This is a genomic window from Paenibacillus rubinfantis (assembly GCF_001486505.1).
Lineage (GTDB): Bacteria > Bacillota > Bacilli > Paenibacillales > Paenibacillaceae > Fontibacillus > Fontibacillus rubinfantis.
In genome coordinates this window covers 1203232-1220213 of the sequence record NZ_LN909066.1, presented here as the reverse complement: position 1 = coordinate 1220213, position 16982 = coordinate 1203232, and the positions used below count along the sequence as shown (strand labels likewise).

14 protein-coding genes are annotated in these 16982 nt (G+C 51.5%); 8 read left to right on the top strand and 6 right to left on the bottom strand.

The features are described 5' to 3' along the window. The first annotated feature begins 29 nt into the window (after positions 1–29). The 4 genes from BN3277_RS23170 (at position 30) to BN3277_RS23155 (ending at position 8139) form a co-directional block, all read left to right on the top strand. Entirely contained in the window at positions 30–3257 is a 3228-nt protein-coding gene (locus BN3277_RS23170; RefSeq protein ID WP_059046741.1) for a hypothetical protein, read from the top strand. Between the two features lie 133 nt (positions 3258–3390). Next, positions 3391–4542 carry a winged helix-turn-helix domain-containing protein gene (locus tag BN3277_RS23165; protein ID WP_059046739.1) on the top strand — a complete coding sequence of 384 codons (1152 nt, stop codon included), beginning with the start codon at positions 3391–3393 and terminating at the stop codon, positions 4540–4542. Positions 4543–4630: 88 nt separating this feature from the next. Next, positions 4631–5950, top strand: coding sequence for an MFS transporter (locus tag BN3277_RS23160; RefSeq protein ID WP_059046737.1), 1320 nt, complete (start codon positions 4631–4633; stop codon positions 5948–5950). Between the two features lie 272 nt (positions 5951–6222). Next, positions 6223–8139 (top strand): sensor histidine kinase, encoded by a 1917-nt coding sequence (locus BN3277_RS23155; protein WP_059046735.1) that lies wholly within the window; start codon positions 6223–6225, stop codon positions 8137–8139. A 64-nt stretch (positions 8140–8203) separates the two neighbouring features. Here the strand turns inward: BN3277_RS23155 and BN3277_RS23150 are convergent, their stop codons facing one another. The 3 genes from BN3277_RS23150 to ytaF form a co-directional block, all read right to left on the bottom strand. Beyond that, a complete protein-coding gene (locus BN3277_RS23150; protein WP_059046734.1) occupies positions 8204–8446 on the bottom strand; it encodes an NHLP leader peptide family RiPP precursor in 243 nt (80 codons plus the stop codon). Between the two features lie 68 nt (positions 8447–8514). Further along, on the bottom strand, positions 8515–9462 hold the full coding sequence (locus BN3277_RS23145) for a hypothetical protein (RefSeq protein ID WP_059046732.1): 948 nt from the start codon (positions 9460–9462) through the stop codon (positions 8515–8517). A gap of 130 nt (positions 9463–9592) precedes the next feature. Then, positions 9593–10207: a sporulation membrane protein YtaF gene (gene ytaF, locus BN3277_RS23140; protein ID WP_059046730.1), complete on the bottom strand. Its 615-nt coding sequence runs from the start codon at positions 10205–10207 to the stop codon at positions 9593–9595. Positions 10208–10384: 177 nt separating this feature from the next. On the opposite strand from ytaF, the gene BN3277_RS23135 reads away from it, so the two are divergent. Further along, positions 10385–10597, top strand: coding sequence for a twin-arginine translocase TatA/TatE family subunit (locus BN3277_RS23135; protein WP_082691580.1), 213 nt, complete (start codon positions 10385–10387; stop codon positions 10595–10597). Between the two features lie 122 nt (positions 10598–10719). Here the strand turns inward: BN3277_RS23135 and BN3277_RS23130 are convergent, their stop codons facing one another. Then, the gene (locus tag BN3277_RS23130) at positions 10720–11694 is read right to left on the bottom strand and encodes an MraY family glycosyltransferase (protein WP_232436525.1); all 975 of its coding nucleotides are present in this window, start codon (positions 11692–11694) and stop codon (positions 10720–10722) included. Between the two features lie 186 nt (positions 11695–11880). Between BN3277_RS23130 and BN3277_RS23125 the strand changes: the two genes are divergently transcribed. Both BN3277_RS23125 and BN3277_RS23120 read left to right on the top strand, forming a co-directional pair. Continuing rightward, positions 11881–12264 carry a DivIVA domain-containing protein gene (locus BN3277_RS23125; protein WP_059046728.1) on the top strand — a complete coding sequence of 128 codons (384 nt, stop codon included), beginning with the start codon at positions 11881–11883 and terminating at the stop codon, positions 12262–12264. A gap of 265 nt (positions 12265–12529) precedes the next feature. Further along, complete coding sequence (locus BN3277_RS23120) at positions 12530–12994, top strand: Dps family protein (RefSeq protein WP_059046726.1); 465 nt, start codon at positions 12530–12532, stop codon at positions 12992–12994. A gap of 85 nt (positions 12995–13079) precedes the next feature. Here BN3277_RS23120 and BN3277_RS23115 read toward each other — a convergent pair whose 3' ends face one another. Beyond that, positions 13080–14777, bottom strand: a complete 1698-nt coding sequence (locus tag BN3277_RS23115; RefSeq protein WP_059046724.1) for a methyl-accepting chemotaxis protein — start codon at positions 14775–14777, stop codon at positions 13080–13082. A gap of 156 nt (positions 14778–14933) precedes the next feature. On the opposite strand from BN3277_RS23115, the gene thpR reads away from it, so the two are divergent. Further along, positions 14934–15500 carry an RNA 2',3'-cyclic phosphodiesterase gene (gene thpR, locus BN3277_RS23110; RefSeq protein ID WP_059046722.1) on the top strand — a complete coding sequence of 189 codons (567 nt, stop codon included), beginning with the start codon at positions 14934–14936 and terminating at the stop codon, positions 15498–15500. On the opposite strand, the gene BN3277_RS23105 is transcribed toward thpR, so the two are convergent. Then, complete coding sequence (locus tag BN3277_RS23105; RefSeq protein ID WP_059046721.1) at positions 15497–16675, bottom strand: MGDG synthase family glycosyltransferase; 1179 nt, start codon at positions 16673–16675, stop codon at positions 15497–15499. The two genes, thpR and BN3277_RS23105, sit on opposite strands and share 4 nt — an antisense overlap. Between the last annotated feature and the right edge of the window lie 307 nt (positions 16676–16982).

Genomic DNA, 16982 nt, shown 5'->3' with positions numbered 1-16982 from the left:
ATCATTTATTTAACGGAGGGATAGGCCATATGCCGAATTATGCTTTTGAGGAGAATGCGTTCGTCATCGAGCAATTTGACCGGGCGAAGCCGTTCTCGAGCTTTCTCCCCGGCCTTGCCGGCTTGAAGGGGATTCCGATGTGGACGTTTTACGTGAACCGGGGACAGGCGGTATGCAGCTTTGGGATCCGGGACAAAAACAGCCCGATCATGGAATTCTCCCCGGCCAGCATCACCTACCAATCGGTTGCGATGAAAGGTTTTCGGACGTTTATTAAAGCCGAGGGGAACAACGGGATCTACGAGCCCTTCCAAAGCGCCACCCCCGACCCGTCGGCCATTCGTCGCATGCGCATTCTGACCAACGAGCTGACGATCGAGGAAACCCACGAAGCGCAGGGGCTTCGGGTGAAGGTCAGCTATTTTCAAGTGCCTAACGACGATTATGCGGCCCTGGTGCGCCAGGTGGAGGTTACGAATATCTCCGGAGCGCCCGTACGGCTGGAGATGCTGGACGGAATGCCGGAGATTCTTCCTTACGGGGTTGAGAACGCAGGTTATAAGGAAATCGGGAATCTCCTGCGCAGCTGGATGGAGGTCGACAATCTGGAGAAGGGGGTTCCGTTTTATCGGGTCCGTTCCAGCACCCATGATGAGGCTGAGGTTAGCGAGGTACAAAGCGGCCATTTCTACTTGTCCTTTGGAGAGGACGGGAAGCTGCTGAAGACGATTGCGGATTTTGCCGTTATTTTTGGCGATAATACGTCGCTGGCTTACCCTGACCGATTTGCCGAGCATTCGCTGGCAGCGTTGACCGCAGAGCCCCAGTATTGCACCAATAAGGTGCCTTGCGGATTTTCGGCGTTGGCTGCGGAGCTGGCTCCCGGTGAAAGCCGCCGCTTCCACACGTTGATCGGGCATATCGACAGCGTGGAACGGCTGAATCGCAAAGCGGCCGAGATCGCAAGCCCGGCTTATGTCGCTCGCAAACATGCGGAGGCCAGTCAGTTGACCGAGGAGCTGACCGCGGACATCGCCACGAAAACGGCCCTGCCGCTATTTGATGCCTACTGCCGTCAGAGCTATCTGGACAATTTTCTGCGCGGCGGGTATCCGTTTATTTTCGAAAACGGCCGGGAAGGGTTTGTCGTCCATTTGTATTCCCGCAAACACGGGGATCTAGAGCGGGACTACAATTTCTTCTCCATCGCCCCGGAATTTTATTCGCAGGGCAACGGCAACTTCCGAGACGCCAACCAAAACCGGCGCAGTGACGTGTATTTTAATCCACGGGTCGGAACGTTTAATATTCGCACGTTCTTTAGCTTAATCCAGGCTGATGGTTATAATCCGCTAGGTGTGGAGGGGACCACATTCCGGGTTCCAGAAGAACGGGCGGCAGAGCTGTCCGCCTTCCTGGAGAAGGCAGTTGCCGATCATCGGGAGGAACTGGCTGCCTTGTGCCGGGGTTCGTTTACTCCGGGAAAAATCATCTCACTGGTCATCCACCGCGGCGTTCAGCTGCTTATGGAGGAGAACGAGCTGTTGACCGGCGTGCTGTCGCTCGCCGAGCAGCAAATCGAAGCCTCCTTCGGGGAAGGTTACTGGTCAGATCACTGGACGTACAATATGGACCTGATCGACAGCTACCTGGATATTTTCCCGGACCGCAAGGAACAGCTGTTGTTCGGTGAGCGGGAGTATACGTACTTCGACAGTCCGGCCCGTGTTCTGCCGCGCAGCGAGAAATATGTGATCAGCGGCGGCCACGTTCGCCAATACGGCGCGCTGGTTCACGACGAAGAGAAAATGGCGAAGTTGGGGCTGACGCTAAAGAGCACGAACTGGTTAAAAACGGAGCATGGCCGCGGGGAAATTTACCGGACGACCTTGTTCGTGAAGCTGCTGTCGCTGGGCCTGGTCAAGTTCGCCACCCTGGATCCGTTCGGTATGGGCGTGGAGATGGAGGGGAACAAACCGGGCTGGAATGATGCGATGAACGGATTGCCCGGATTGTTTGGCTCGGGCATGAGCGAGACGTTTGAGTTAAAGCGGCTGCTGAAGTTCGTTCAGGAAGCTTGCCATGAAGCCGGCGGCAACAGCCGGACCGTGTCCGTGCCGGAGGAAATCGCCGCCCTGCTTAGCGAAGTGGGAGATCTGCTGGAAGCCCGCTTGGCGGGGAATCTGGAGCCGTTTGCTTACTGGGATCAGGTGGCTGCGGCGCGCGAGAAGTACCGCGAAGCCATTCGCTTCGGGATCAGCGGGGCGGAAACCTCGCTGGAGCTTCAAGCTGTCGGCAAACTGGCGACGCGTATGCTGAAGCAAATCGAGCGCGGCATCCAGGAAGCTATTCGTTTGGGCGACGGCGTGACGCCAACGTACTTCGCCTTCGAAGCGGCGGAATTTGAGCCGGTAACGGACGCCCAAGGTGCGCCGGTGATCAGCGGTTACGGCCTGCCGAAGGCGGTCGTGAAGAAGTTTACCGTTCGTCCGCTGCCGCATTTCCTGGAAGGTCCAGCCCGTTGGTTGAAAACGGTTGAGGATCAAAGCGAAGCCAAACGGACCTATGAGCAGATTCGCCGCAGCGACCTGTTTGATGACCGGCTTCAAATGTATAAAACCTCGGTCAGCCTGGATGCGGAGACCCATGAAATCGGTCGGATTCGCGCCTTTACGCCGGGGTGGCTGGAACGGGAATCGGTCTTCTTGCATATGAGCTACAAGTACTTACTGGCGTTGCTTAAGAGCGGGTTGACTGAGGAGTTCTTCTCCGAGCTTCGCACCTCGTTGATTCCGTTTCTCGATCCGGCGGTGTATGGCCGCAGCACGCTGGAGAACTCCTCCTTCATCGCGACGAGCGTCAATCCGGATCCGGATACCCATGGCCGCGGGTATGTCGCTCGGCTCAGCGGATCAACCGCGGAGTTCCTCAGCATGTGGATGACGATGATGGCCGGGAAGCGGGTTTTCCGCTTGCACGAGGGCAAGCTCCGGCTTGCGCTTAATCCGATCCTGCCTGGATGGCTCTTTGATGCGCAAGGTGAGGTGTCTTTCCGCTTCCTGGGTACGACGGAAGTCGTCTACCGGAACCCGCACAAGAAAGACACTTATGGCGCGGATAAAGCGGCCATCCGCCGGTTGGCGGTGCAGAAGTTGGATGGAACGGAGCTTGCGGTTGACGGTGCTGTCATCGACGGCGAGTTGGCCGAAGAGATCCGCACCGGCACTGTGCGCCGGATTGTAGCAGAATTAGTCTAGCGGAAGATCATTTAGGTTCAAGGAGACTCCGGATGAGCGCCGGGCAGCGATGCCTTGCGTTTGTCCGGCGTCTTTTTTATGCGTGTAGATGATATAATTAGGTCATCATTTGCGGGGAAGGAAGGAACCACCGATGCAGCTAGACATCAACAGCGAACGATTCGAGATTACCGCGGAGGATTTTACGGTGGAGCTGTTACCGAAGGAGTTCGCGCTGTTTCAGTTCTTGTACCGTAACGTTGGCCGGACATTCACCCGAGAACAACTGCTGGACAAGGTGTGGCCCCTGGAATACCCGGTCGAACGTACGGTGGACGACCACATCTATCGGCTTCGCAAAAAGCTAAAGCCTATCCTCGGGTTAGAGATTAAGACCGTTCGGGGCTTAGGCTACAGCCTGGTGCTGCCGATTCCCCATCCTGCGGAGGGAGCCATTCCAACCTTAGCGGATCCGGAGCTTCATGAGACGATGCGAGCCCTTTTCAGTAAATACCAGCTCTATGGCCAGGGGCGTTCGATGCTGACGCTGGCGCGCCAACAGGATGTGCTGGGTTATAAACTCGACCCGTTCTACTCGGTGTACATTCATTTCGTGCAAGGGGATTTGGACTGGCTCTTAAATAAGACCGAAGCTCCTTTGCGGGACCGCTTGTTCTACTTGCTGTTGTTCTTCTGCCTGACAAAGAGTCCGGAGCAGACCTTGCCGGTATGCGAGCGCGTGCTTGCCCTGGAGTTGCTGCCGCCCCCTTATCACAGAGAGATAGAGATTCTGACGATCTTGGATGTCTATACGCTGGCCGGCGAGCCGAACAAAGCGCTGGAACGCGTGAACTTCAGCTACCGCGTCATCGCGGAGTTGAAATACGACAGCTTCATCCCGCAAACCACGATCGCTGAGATGCTGGCTCATGTGGTGGCAGGATCACCGGAGAGTCAAATCGCGAAGCTGGCGGATGCCATTGAAAACGGGATGTTAACCGAGAAACCCTTCTTAAGAGAGATCGGCAGTTATAAGGTGGTAAAAGGATTATGGCTACAGCGGAAAGGGGAGTCGATGGAGGCGGAAAAGCAGTTGGACGAAGGGCTGACGGTGCTGGAACGGTCCGGCTTCGTGCCGCTTCGATTGCTCTCCCTATACCGAATTGCGAATGTTTTCGCCATGTTCCCGCCTCCGTTCGCGCTGCAGCAAAAATACCTGGAATTATACAACCTGGAACTGGATCGGATAGGGGTAACCCGCTTGTCGGACGCGCTTGATGCGGTCATCCGTGATGAGTTAGGTTGATCCAGGAAGTCGCTCTGATATTCTTCTGACATTCCTCCGATACATTGATCTTAGTTGATACGAAACTAGGTTGGTTGGAGGAATAATCATGACAGGTAATGTACAGGCCGGACCTGCCGGACTGCTTCGCAACAAAATTTTCACGCGCGTGTATGCGGCATATACGGCGGCGACCTTTGGCGATTGGTTTGATATGCTGGCGATTCAGGTGCTGGTGGGATACCGCTGGGAGGCCGGACCGCTTATGCTGGCGCTGATTCCCGTAACCAATGCTCTACCCAGTGTCATGCTCGGTTCCCTTGCCGGCGTGGTCGCTGACCGCATCCATCAGTTGAAGCTGATGCGCCTCTGCGATCTGCTGACAGCGGCACTCACCTTGCTGGTTCTGCTGGCTCCAAACATGCTGTGGTTGCTTCCAGTGTTAACGTTGCGTGCAACCCTCTCTACCTTTCTGATTCCCGCTCAGCAATCGTTGACGCGCAGCATCGTTCGGGAAGATCAGCTATTTCAAGCGACCTCGCTGAATGGCTTCGTCAACCAGGGCTCTAAAATCGCCGGTCCGCTGCTTGGCGGCTTCGCACTGGCCCTGTTAACCCCCGAGTGGTGCATCCTGCTGAATGCCTGCTTTCGGATGTTTTCATTGCTGATTCTGCTCACGATCAAGAAGGCGGAAGTTGAATTCCAGAAGGCCGGACGAAATCCAGTTCGTTCTTCCTCCTCCTCTCCGGAACCGGCTGAGGCTTCGTCCCTCCGCACCATGTGGATCGAAGGCTTACGTTTTATCCTGAAAACCCGGCTTTTACTAGTAACTCTGCTGTTTGGTTTTGTCGCGACGGCAGCGATCCAAATGATCGATTTTCAATTCACCAGCCTATTTCGGGAAATTGCCCCTCTGAAGGAGGCTTATCTCAGTTGGATGGTTGCTGCGGCGGGGATGGGTGCCGTGTTGATTATTGCGGTGCTTAACCGTTGGAATCGGGGACCGGCAGGGTATGCTTGGAAATTCGGCGCCGGATACGGGCTGATTGGGATGGCCGTCGGGGGTCTGGGTTTGCTTCCCACGGGAATTGCAGCAGTTCCCATTCTGTTGTTGGGATTTGGATTAGGCGTCGGCAATGGGCTGGTGGTCGTAACTTTCAACTACTGCTTGCAGAAAGAAACACCATCGGATATGGTCGGCCGTGTCTTTGGGATCCAAACCTCCCTCTTGGGCGTAGTAATGCTCGTCGCTCCGTTGCTCGGAGGGCTTCTGGTCGAATGGATTGGACCGGGCCGTTCTTTCGTATACTTGGGAGGAATCATCGCAGCGCTTGGCTTGTTGGTGCTTGCGTTGGGGAAAGTGCTGTGGCATTCGGAACCAGCGTCCGTTGGGCGAAGCGAGGCGAAACAAGCAACAGAGGGAATATAGATTTGTCCGTCTGAAGGGCGAACAACGAAACGCAGGAGATTACTCCTGCGTTTTTTTTGATAGAAAATGCAAACTATTCATAGATAAAACTACTTTTACACGGTAAAATAGCTGTGGTACTCCTATCTTAAAAATATTTATCACTATTTCCATATAATTGAAGGTTTTTGGGGTTAAAGTATCGAATGGTTTAAGGTAGCTCTCTCGTTTTGAGGTTTGAACAGAGGTGCATCAACCGGTTTACACTTTATAATATCTCCAGAGGTGCTCTAATGAAGTCTTTGATTAAAGGATTTATCGTTTTTTTTGTAATCGTAATCGTAGTTTTATTTGGCTTTATATTCAAGAGTTCGAGTCCTGCAGATTCGGACATCATTCATATTAATCATTGGCAGATCGCGTGGACGGATCATCTCGAACCACAACCCAACACCGAGTGGCTTGAAGGGTTGGACAACTGGACCGATGTAAGAGCCGGTGACGATATTCCGGTTATGCCGAGCACAGGGATGTCTCAGTGGATCAAAATTCAACTCCCTGAACTGAAAGGCAATTCCGAGGTTTTATTAATTGAAAAGATCTATGGAAAACATATTGTAGTTAATATAAATGGAGTTTCAATCTACGAAACACAGCGGAAATTCAACTATAATCTCAACAGCATTCTAGTGCCGATCCGCGCAGAAGAATCTAAGCAAACGGTATATATTGGGGTTTCAGCAAACAATAAAATTGGCATATTCGATGAGATTAAAATCGGTGATTATCAGAGCTTAATGAAAGACTTTATTAGGCAAAGCATTTCGGACTTAATTCTAGGAAGCACGCTTATCTTTATCGCGGTCATTATGCTATTCTGTTCCGTCTTTTTGAAATACGTAAACATGTCAATGTGGTTTTCTCTTTGTGCGGTCATCTTTTCCAGCGGTTTGCTGGTGCTAACGTATTCACCGTTTGTTTTTTGGCTGTTCGACTATACATCAACAGGTAGATTATTGGTGATTCTGTTTGACGTGGCCCTATTTATTCTTCTCCCTTCATTTACATTTTTCTTTGAAAAAATTTTCGGGCCGGGCTATTTTAACTTGATTCGATGGTCTCGAAAATTTCTTGTTGGTTACTCTACACTTTGCATCCTAGTTCTTATTACCAATGAAATCGCATCAAATCGTTTCTACAATGTTTACTCTCTAATTACCACTCAATTTGCAGGATATATAATCATCTTTCAATTTCTTATTTTGATCTGTCTCCTGTCCATATACATGATCAAGGGGAATAAAGAAGCCGTTATCTTTTTCGTTGGGGTTTTGTCCTTCACATTATTTTGCGCAGGCGAATTGATTTGGTATTACTACAACGACGGCTACTACAAGTTGTTTTTATGGAAGGTAGGGGTTATTTGCTTTTTGACCTCACTGATCATCATACTAGGCCGAAGATTCGCCGAGAATCATGAGCAGGTTGTGGAGTATTCTAAACAACTGGAGATGTTCAACAACGAGCTGCAGCGTTCGGAGAAAATGGAAATCATCAGCGAGTTGGCAGCATCGGTGGCCCATGAGGTCCGTAATCCGCTGCAGGTTACCAGAGGGTTTCTACAGCTGCTTGTGGAGAAGCAACAGAGCTCCGATAAGGTATATTTAAGCATGGCTTTGGAAGAACTTGATCGCGCTTCTGGGATCATTACAGACTTCCTCACCTTTGCTAAGCCGGAAGGCGGTAAAGTAACCACGCTAAACGTGTTGGATGAATTTATTCATATCGAAGGCATTTTGATCCCGCTGGCTAATTTGCAGGGTGGCAAAATCACGGTTCATATTCCTAAAAATCTTTATGTCCGAGGCAATTCTTCTAAATTTAAGCAAGCCTTTATTAATATTATCAAGAATAGTATTGAAGCGCTTAAGGGCGAAGGGGATATTCAAATTTGGGGTTACGAAGAAACTACGGATGTCGTACTCCATATCAAGGATAACGGGGAGGGCATGGATGAAGAAGTGCTGGCCCGTTTAGGCGAGCCCTATTTCTCCAACAAAACGAAGGGGACTGGATTGGGTTTGATGGTGACGTTTCGAATTATTGAGGTCATGAACGGACAAATTCATTTCAACAGTAAAAAAGGAACAGGGACCGAAGTCATTATCCGGTTTCCCTCCGTGAAGCTTGAGGAGAATGTTACAGGATAAGCATTCGGTCCCTAGACCCTTTCGTTCTCCCCGAAGGGAAATGTTGCGGCTGATGATTTGGGGGTTATTCCCAAATTCCAGCCGGTTTTATTTTGCTTTTTACTACATTTTCTGGTTGTGGGGGTAGTACAACGTAAAACTCGTCAGAGCTTTCTTCGACGGTTTTAATTTTAATGTGATCCGGGAGAATTACACCCAGTGCCTCCTGGATCGCAGCTTTCGGGTCGGCAAGCAATTTAGCTTTAAAGCTAGGGTCTTGCCATGCTTTTTCAACAACTTGCGTTTGAAGGAGAGCTCCTGATGTCATAAGATCACCCTTTCTGATAAAAATAGTTATATTTTCCTTATTACTATAACATGGAATTCGACAGAACGCTAGGAGTGGTTCTTAAGATTTGACAGCAAATAAGCCAACCCTCCTTGAGTCAACATATTTCGTTCCTGTTGTAAACTTTGTGCTCCCTGCTTGAGATTTTGTCTGAGATATTCATGGAAATCTCGAAGATGAATGAGATCGGGAGCATTAACTTCCAAGATGGCCGCATTTTGATCTGTCTGCTTAGCATAGATATACAAGATATCCCGGACATACAAGGCGTGTTTGATTTCCTCCGGCGTCGGCCGTCGATCCGGCGGAATCTGCAGTTCATGCTGCACCACCGAAATCAGCGAGTTATAGCTCCCTTCCCGCAGATCCTTCTCCCAGTCCTCCCAATCATCCAGCATTTGCAGTGTGACCAGTACCGCATCCACCGCAGCTTCGAACGTCGGAATTAATGCATCTCGATCGGTCAGCAGCAGCATGCCGGCAACGGATAACTTCACTGGGGATGCCTTGTGAGCAATTTGTACAGGGTTATCCTGGAAGAAGTCTTGTTGGTTCTCTAATGACACTGCCTCCGCCCATTCTGCGGTATATTTCCGGTAGTAATTCCAGAACGGGGAGGAAGTAGAGTAAAATCTGGCGTAGATGTGGGCAAATTCGATTTGAATGAGATTTGCCAGGGGCAACTTCCGCTTGTCATTGGAGCCTGGATCGTCCATCACTTCATCGATTAAATGGTAATGCAGCATCGCTAAAATCATAGCGACGGTTAACTCTCGGCTGTCTTCTGTCGTAACGCCAGCGGCCTCCTGCAGCCAGAAGGGGAGCAAATAACATATGTAGTTTTGGGAGCCTGATTTCTTTAAGGCATGAAATTTACCCAGGTAGTTGACGGCTTGTTCCCGGAATTCCTCCGGCAGTCCCAAAAGAATTGTCTCCGCTTGATCAAAGGCGAATTCTAAATCATGTTCAAAGCTATTAAACCATTTCCAGTCCACCGAACAGAACCTCCCTCATATAGGAACCATCCTCTTCATTATATAGGAGAATTTGTAGATAGGATAGGCTGATAGAACCTAGCAAAGCCCCTTCCTGGGGAAAGGGGCCTTCATGACCGTCTGTAGGATTTTAGAAAAGTTGGTGAATGCCGATCAAGATTAGCAGCAACCCGGAGACGACCGTAGCCCGGTTACCGAATTTCTCCGCCGCGACCTTCTCCCCGAACCCGGCGCATGCAGCCAGCAGTAAATAGCTGAACAAACCGACGGACAGCGAGGTATACCAGACGTTTAATTGAGTAATTCCGGCGTTAAAGCCGCCGGCCAGTGCATTCATGGCCAAGGCGATCCCCAGGACGACCGATTCGCCTAGGCTGATAGATTTAGAGCTGTCCTTGTCCGCTTCTTCAGGATTGCGCAGCAGGCGGGTCAGCGGATTCATGTCATCCTCCTGGACGGATGCCTCCTTCTTCTCCAGAAACGGCTGCAGCAGTACCCATACCCCGACCCCAACGATCACAACCGTCCCCAACAATTGACCGATCCATGGATGGATCCACGAGGATAACCAGCTTCCGAAAAAACCCGACACCAGAGTGGCCAAAAAGGAGATGATGGCGATGGCCAGATTGGAGTACCATGGAATGCGGATTTTTCGTACTCCGTAAGCAATACCGACTCCCGCATTATCCAGGTTGGACGCGAGTCCAATGGCGATGACAGCCAACAGACTGTAAGAACCCATGATGTTCGCTCCTTTGCAATACATGATGACACAGCATATGCCCAGAGAATGGAATTGGTTTATGGGCCAACCGGTCACCCGTCTCCAAGGGAAGCGGAGGATTGCCAATAAAGGATTTCCCTTACATCAAATAAAGTAGTATAATGACCACAAAGATAACGTTTGGGAGTGATAAATGTGCTTGAAAACTTGTTGCGTCCGAGCCATCTGTTGCTTTTGGTCATTGCGGCGCTTTTGTTATTTGGTCCTAGCAAGCTTCCAGAACTGGGGCGTAGTTTTGGCACGATGCTCAAGGAATTTAAGAGAGGGGCACGCGGGGATATCCTCGAAGACGAGAAGCCGCAGGCCTCGGAAATCCAACCTGCCGCAGAAACGAATAAATCCTCTTAACGCCAGTAGATAAGACGCCTTCGGGGGTCTTTTTTTTTGACATTTGCGACGCGAAAAAAAGCGCGTGCATCCGGGAAAACCCGTGCACGCGCTTTTGTTTTGTACGGCCGAAAGGCCATTCTCTATACCTGAAGCAGCAGAAGAATGATGGACGATAATCCCAAACAGGTGCTGATCAGGTAGAGGAACATCACGACCTGTTTCTGATTTAACCCTGCCCGAAGCAGCCGGTAATGCACTTGGCCGGCATCCGCTACGTAAGGCGACTTCCCTTGCAGCATCCGTTTGATGACCACAAACAGATTATCAAAAATCGGTACGCCCAGGGCAAGTACCGGGATGAACAAGGACAAGACTGTCGCCTGCTTAAAGGCCCCATCCAATGCGATCACCGCAAGCATAAATCCAAGGAAGGTTGCTCCCGCATCGCCCATAAATACTTTAGCCGGCGGTTTGTTGTACCGCAGGTAGGCGAGCGTTACCCCGATGAGGGCGATCGACAGCATCGCGGAATTGGTTTGCCCTTTCGTTAGAGCCACGACAAACAGCGTGACCGCGGAAATGGCGGACAATCCCCCAGCCAGGCCGTCCAAACCGTCCGAAAAATTGATGACCGTGGTGACGCCAAAGATCCACAGGATCGTCAATACAAACTGGAGCCATCCCGGAAGCAGGACGTAATCCCCGCTAAACGGATTGACGAAGCCGCTAAAGGTGATACCTGCCGCATAAACTAGGACAGCAGCGGATACCTGTACGATTAGCTTCGGCAGCGCCGGGAAATCCTTGCCTTTCGTTTTGTACCAGTCGTCAACCGTACCGATGGCTAGCAGCAGCACACCGCCCGCGAACAGAGCTCCCGTCTCCCAGGAGAAGTTACGCGTAAACAGCAGGTACGAGATAAAGAATCCGGCGAATATGGCATAGCTTGCCGTCAACGGGATCGGTTGGCGATGGATTTTGCGCTCGACATCTGCGCGGGGTTTGTCCACGAAGTCGAGACGGAACGCCAGTTTGCCAAGCGGCGGGATCAGAACATACACGATCAGAAACGATAACAGAAAAGTTAATAAGTATAAAATACAACTCACCACCAGATGTTAGACTCAGGCTAATGACTATTATAAAAAGAAATTCGGACAATGTCGAATACTTGATTCACCCGTTGCGTACCGTGAAGGTGAACGGAAGGCCGAAAATGTGGTACATTATAGAAGATACGATGGCTTTTGCATGGAAAATACGTTTTATCACCTTTTTAGGCAGGTACGGAGGGATTTGGAATGCAAGACGATTACGCGCGCAAGCTGGAGGATCAAAAAAGCCTGTTTCGGCAGCTAGGGATCAAACTGGATGCGCTCTCCATTCACGAGAAAGATTTCGATGCCAAAATGCGGGGCTACGATAAGGAGGAAGTCGATCGCTTCCTGGATGACATTATCGTCGATTACGAGCGCTTCTACGATATCATTACCGATCTGCTGGACAAATATAAAGAAATCCAGCGTCGGCAAGCTTATTGGGAAGAAGAGAAGAAAGCCATGGCCACCCGCAAACCGCAGTTTGACCTGGAGAACGCGGTGGACCGCAGGCTGGTGGAGGACGGCATTCGACAGATGGAACGCAGCCTCGAGCAGTTTAAGTTGCATATCCGCGGAGAGCGGTAAAGAACCTAAAGAACCGAACCGGACGCTGGAGTGCCGATTCGGTTCTTTGCATATGGAGAACGAATGAGGAGCAGAATAAAGCTGACGATGTATGAGGTTCATGCGATGTTCATGGGATGTTCATGAAGCAGATGGTTGCATCTGGGATTATGGAGTGGTATGATATAAACAAGATTTAGATTTAGTCTAAATTTAAGGTATTTACTTAAGAAGCTAAAGACAGATCGCTTCTCAAATTTTAATATGGTGAATGGAGGAAATAACAATGGCAAACCACACAATGACTCAAGTAGATCAAGAACTGCAAAAACAACTGAACCTGCAAATCGCGAACTGGACGGTGCTGTACACGAAGCTGCACAATTTCCACTGGTACGTGAAAGGTCCGAACTTCTTTACACTCCACGAGAAATTTGAAGCCTTCTACGATGAAGCAGCGGGTTATATCGACGAGATCGCTGAGCGCCTGTTGGCAATTGGCGGCACCCCGGTGGCGACATTGCGCGAATCGCTTGCGCTTGCCAGCATTTCCGAAGCCAGCGGCAAGGAATCGGCCGATGAGATGGTAGCTGCGGTTATCGCGGACTTCGAGAAACTGGACGGCGAGTTGAAAGATGGTATGGAAGCGGCGGCTAGAGCGGAAGACGAAGCTACCGGTGACCTGTTGCTTGGCATCGTATCCTCGTTGGAGAAACATCGTTGGATGCTTAATGCTTATCTTGGCAAATAAGCCGTAGTATGGAGATAAACGAAAGACCTTGCCCCGAAGCAGAACAGATGCTTATCGGGCAAGGTCTTTTTTTTGCAAGCTGCGGTCAACTGACTTTGAAGCGCTCAATGAGGGTATGAAGCTTCTCTGACAAGCCGGACAGGAAGCTGGCTGAGGCGTCAACCTCCTGCATGGCTGCCAATTGCTCTTCGGAGGACGCCGACATGTTCTGAGCGCTGATCGCCGTATCTCCCGCAAAACGGACAATCTCATCGATGGATTGGACCAGCCTTTGCGAGCTGTCGGATAAGAGGCGGACCCCTTCGCTGACATCGGCAATCGATTCTGCGGTGAACTGCGCGGAGGTTTTAATCTCCGCAAAAGAAGCTCCGGCGCTGCGGACCAGTTCGGCCCCACGTTTCGTTTCGCGCACGGTCTCATCCATGGCGTTGCCGGTGAGCTCCACCTGACCAACAATGTGGGCGATGAGCCCGCCGATTTGCTGCGCCGATGCGGCGGAGCGTTCCGCCAGCTTGCGGACCGAGGAGGCTACGACGGCAAATCCGCTGCCGAACTCACCGGCACGGGCCGCTTCAATCGAAGCGTTGAGGGCAAGCAGGTTCGTCTCCGCTGCGATATCGGTCATAATGTCAAGAATGCTCTGCACTTCCTTGGAATGACTGCCCAGTTCCTCGATGATGGAGGAGAGGTGAATGATTTTGGCCTCCATCGTCGCCATCTGTTCCACGCCGGATTCAATGGCTTGTCCCCCTTGAATCGAGGCGGTGGAAACCTGCTGTGCCGATGCGGAGACCCCTTCAGCGTGGCGGGCGATCTGTTCGATCCGCTCGGACATGTCGCGAAGCATCGAGGATCCGGATTCCAGGTTTTGCAGCTGCCGCTCCGCGCCTTCGGCAAGGGACAGGGTGATTTCCACGGTCTGCTCACTGGCCTTTCCGGTTTCTTGTGCACTGGCGGACAATTCCTGCGACGAGGAAGCTACCTGCATCGACGTGTCGTTCACTTCGCCAATCAGTTGCCGCAGGTTGTCCACCATCTTCGCGAAATCGCGCGTGAGTTTGCCGATCTCATCCCGGCTGTTCAGCACGTGCGTCTGAACGGTCAAATTGCCGTGAGCGACGTTCTCTACTTGACGGGACAAGGTTTCCAGCGGACGAGTCATCCGGTGGATGAAGAAATACACGAAGACGACGGCCGCGATCAGGACGCCGCCCCCGAGGATGAAAGGCAGCATGAGAATGTCACGTGTTCTTTCCCCGATAATGGAAGCATCGAAGTTGATGACCATCAGGCCAATGATCTCTTGATCCGGATCATGATTTTTGTAGATCGGACCGTAACCACTGAGCAGCTTCACTCCGTCATAAGAATAAACTTTGGTGTATACGGAATGCTTCATCTGGAGAATCATGTCCCGGTCCTGCTCGCTGAAATAAAAAGCATCACCCGCTTGATATCCGCGGCTCTGGATGTTCTGATCCGCAGCGAGAATCGTGCCGTCCAGCGACATGAGAAACACTTCTTTAAACAACGGCTTGTGTTCCACCGTCCAGTTTAACTTCTTTTCGAGCTCGGTAAGACCGCTGCGGTCTCCGTTTGTAAGCCGGGCGACGGCTTCTGGATCAACGAGCCCGGTCGTAATATTGGCGCAGCCCACCGTTTCGATCCCGACGGATTTCTCCACCTGACGATACGTCATCTGATAACCAAATAACCCGATCAGTGAACCGACCAGGATGAGGAGTCCGATCAGTACGGAGGTAATTTTTTGTGCAAAGCTCATATTCCATCTCCCGTCAATAAGGCTTGATGACTGTATATGTAAGCAGTACTAAGACACATTATATAGAGATTAAAATCGCAAGATGTAATCAATCGCACTCTGATTTGTCGAAAAAGGTGAAGAAAAAGAGAAAAATATCACAGAAGGTGACAAACTATGTCAGAAAACAATGAAAAATGGCGATTATTTATCGCGGTACCTCTTCCGCAGGAGGTCAAGCAAAAGCTGGAGGCTTGGTGCAGGGAGCAGCAGGCTACACTTCCTTTTAAGAAATGGGTGCATGCAGAGGATTTTCATATTACCGTCCAGTTTCTGGGGGATACTTCGGCAAACCGTTTGGACGAGTTAACGGCTTCCTTGGAGCGGGCGGCGAGGGGGGGCGCTCCGTTTCGCTTGGAGGCAGCGGGAGTTGGAACGTTCGGACGACCCGCAAGTCCCAGTGTGCTGTGGGCTGGGGTCCGCGGCGATGTAGGCGAGCTGGAGAACCTTCATCATCGTGTGATAACGGAGAACCACGCATTAGGCTTTGTACCGGAAGAACGGCGCTTCAGCCCGCATATTACACTGGCCCGCAAGTACCCGGAAGGGGCCAGATTGGACCCTCAGGCGCTAAACCCTATGCCGGAATTCGGCGCCTGGGATGTCGACCGCCTGGTCATTTATCGGACGCAGATGCGTGAGCGTCCGATGTACAAGGTGGTTGGAACGGCGATACTGAGTTAGTTGGCTCGTTGCTCGGCTGGACCCGTCTGCAAACGTACGCGGGCTGGGGCCGCGGAGGGATGAAGCAGACTGATGACAGCGCCTGCGCATCGGTCGGGCCGGTAGCCGTTTTGCCGAATCGCCAACTTGGGTTGGCCCTGGCTGCTGGCTGCGTGCCGGCTACGAAGAGTAGCAAACCAATCATCCAGCACATCCGGTGAATGCAACTCGGCGCCAAAGCCATGCTGCACGAAATATTCGCGGTTCTTCTCCTCCTGCCCGGGGATCGATTCAAAGAACAGCATAGGAATTCCTTTGGCCATCCCTTCGGTGCAGGTCATCCCGCCGGGTTTCGTGATGAGAAGGTCGGAGGCATCCATCCATTTGCCAATCTCCTGTGTAAAGCCGATCACTTTAATATTCGGATGCTGCAGGGCCGGGTGAGCCCGCAGTCTGGCGGCGAGCTTCTCGTTGCTGCCCATACAGCAGACGATTTGGATCTCCTCGCGCCAAGACGCCAATTTAGCCAGCAGCTCCTCGCTAAACAGTAATCCCCAACCCCCGCCCATGACGAGGGCGGTGGGCATATTTTTCAACCCCAGTTCCTCCCGGGCGGATACCTTCTCCTGTTTGCTCCAGAAATCCGGGTGTACCGGAATCCCCGTTACCTGAATCTTGGCAGGAGCCACTCCACGCTGCACGAGCAGGGCTTTGACTTCAGGCGCGGACACGAGATATTGATCCACCCCGGGGCTCATCCAGGAACCGTGGGCATCATAATCCGTGATAAGCGTGCACAGCGGCACGTCTAAACCGGTTGCCAGCTTAAGGTAAGACACGATAGCGCTGGGGATCGGATGCGTGCAAACGATCAGATCGGGCTGAAGCTGTGCGATGACGTCGACGGCATGTTGATAGAACATTTTATGCAACGCCAATCGCGTTAACCTCCCAACCGGCTTCTCGTACTTACGACGATAAAAATGGCCAACCAACGCGGGGCTGGCGTTGACCGTCATCCGGTACGCGGAAAGGATCAGCGGCGCCACGGTTGGATTCAGAAAGGAGCCGAGCTCCAGCACCTTCGTCCGGATATGCGGATTCTTCCGTTTGAGCCCAGCCGCCAGCGCATGTCCGGCTTGCGTATGCCCGCTCCCGAAACCTTCCGATAAGATCAAGACTCTTTTTTTTCGCATAAATGATTCACCTACTCCCAAGAATCGTTCCGATTCATTGCTTCTGATACTAAGTTTATGTTGTTTATATGCTGCCTTAAAGAGGCTGGGGACGGGTGCGCCAACTGGACTTAGGTCGGGGAGCAGCAGGGCGCGGCGAGACATGGAACAAGCTAATGAAAATTATTGAAAAATTCTGAAAAAAACATCTTGCATTTCGGTTTCGAGAGGAGTAAAGTAGGGATTGACCAAATGACCGAAATTGAATTTTAGTCATTTTCGGCCGGATAATGTTGATTTCAATCATTCCAACGCAGGGAGGTGACAA

Bases quoted from the DNA above. Each gene is read 5' to 3' on its own strand.
- BN3277_RS23170 (WP_059046741.1), top strand. From the start codon at position 30: ATGCCGAATTATGCTTTTGAGGAGAATGCGTTCGTCATCGAGCAATTT.
- BN3277_RS23165 (WP_059046739.1), top strand. From the start codon at position 3,391: ATGCAGCTAGACATCAACAGCGAACGATTCGAGATTACCGCGGAGGAT.
- BN3277_RS23160 (WP_059046737.1), top strand. From the start codon at position 4,631: ATGACAGGTAATGTACAGGCCGGACCTGCCGGACTGCTTCGCAACAAA.
- BN3277_RS23155 (WP_059046735.1), top strand. From the start codon at position 6,223: ATGAAGTCTTTGATTAAAGGATTTATCGTTTTTTTTGTAATCGTAATC.
- BN3277_RS23150 (WP_059046734.1), bottom strand. From the start codon at position 8,446: ATGACATCAGGAGCTCTCCTTCAAACGCAAGTTGTTGAAAAAGCATGG.
- ytaF (WP_059046730.1), bottom strand. From the start codon at position 10,207: ATGGGTTCTTACAGTCTGTTGGCTGTCATCGCCATTGGACTCGCGTCC.
- BN3277_RS23125 (WP_059046728.1), top strand. From the start codon at position 11,881: ATGCAAGACGATTACGCGCGCAAGCTGGAGGATCAAAAAAGCCTGTTT.
- BN3277_RS23120 (WP_059046726.1), top strand. From the start codon at position 12,530: ATGGCAAACCACACAATGACTCAAGTAGATCAAGAACTGCAAAAACAA.
- BN3277_RS23115 (WP_059046724.1), bottom strand. From the start codon at position 14,777: ATGAGCTTTGCACAAAAAATTACCTCCGTACTGATCGGACTCCTCATC.
- thpR (WP_059046722.1), top strand. From the start codon at position 14,934: ATGTCAGAAAACAATGAAAAATGGCGATTATTTATCGCGGTACCTCTT.
- BN3277_RS23105 (WP_059046721.1), bottom strand. From the start codon at position 16,675: ATGCGAAAAAAAAGAGTCTTGATCTTATCGGAAGGTTTCGGGAGCGGG.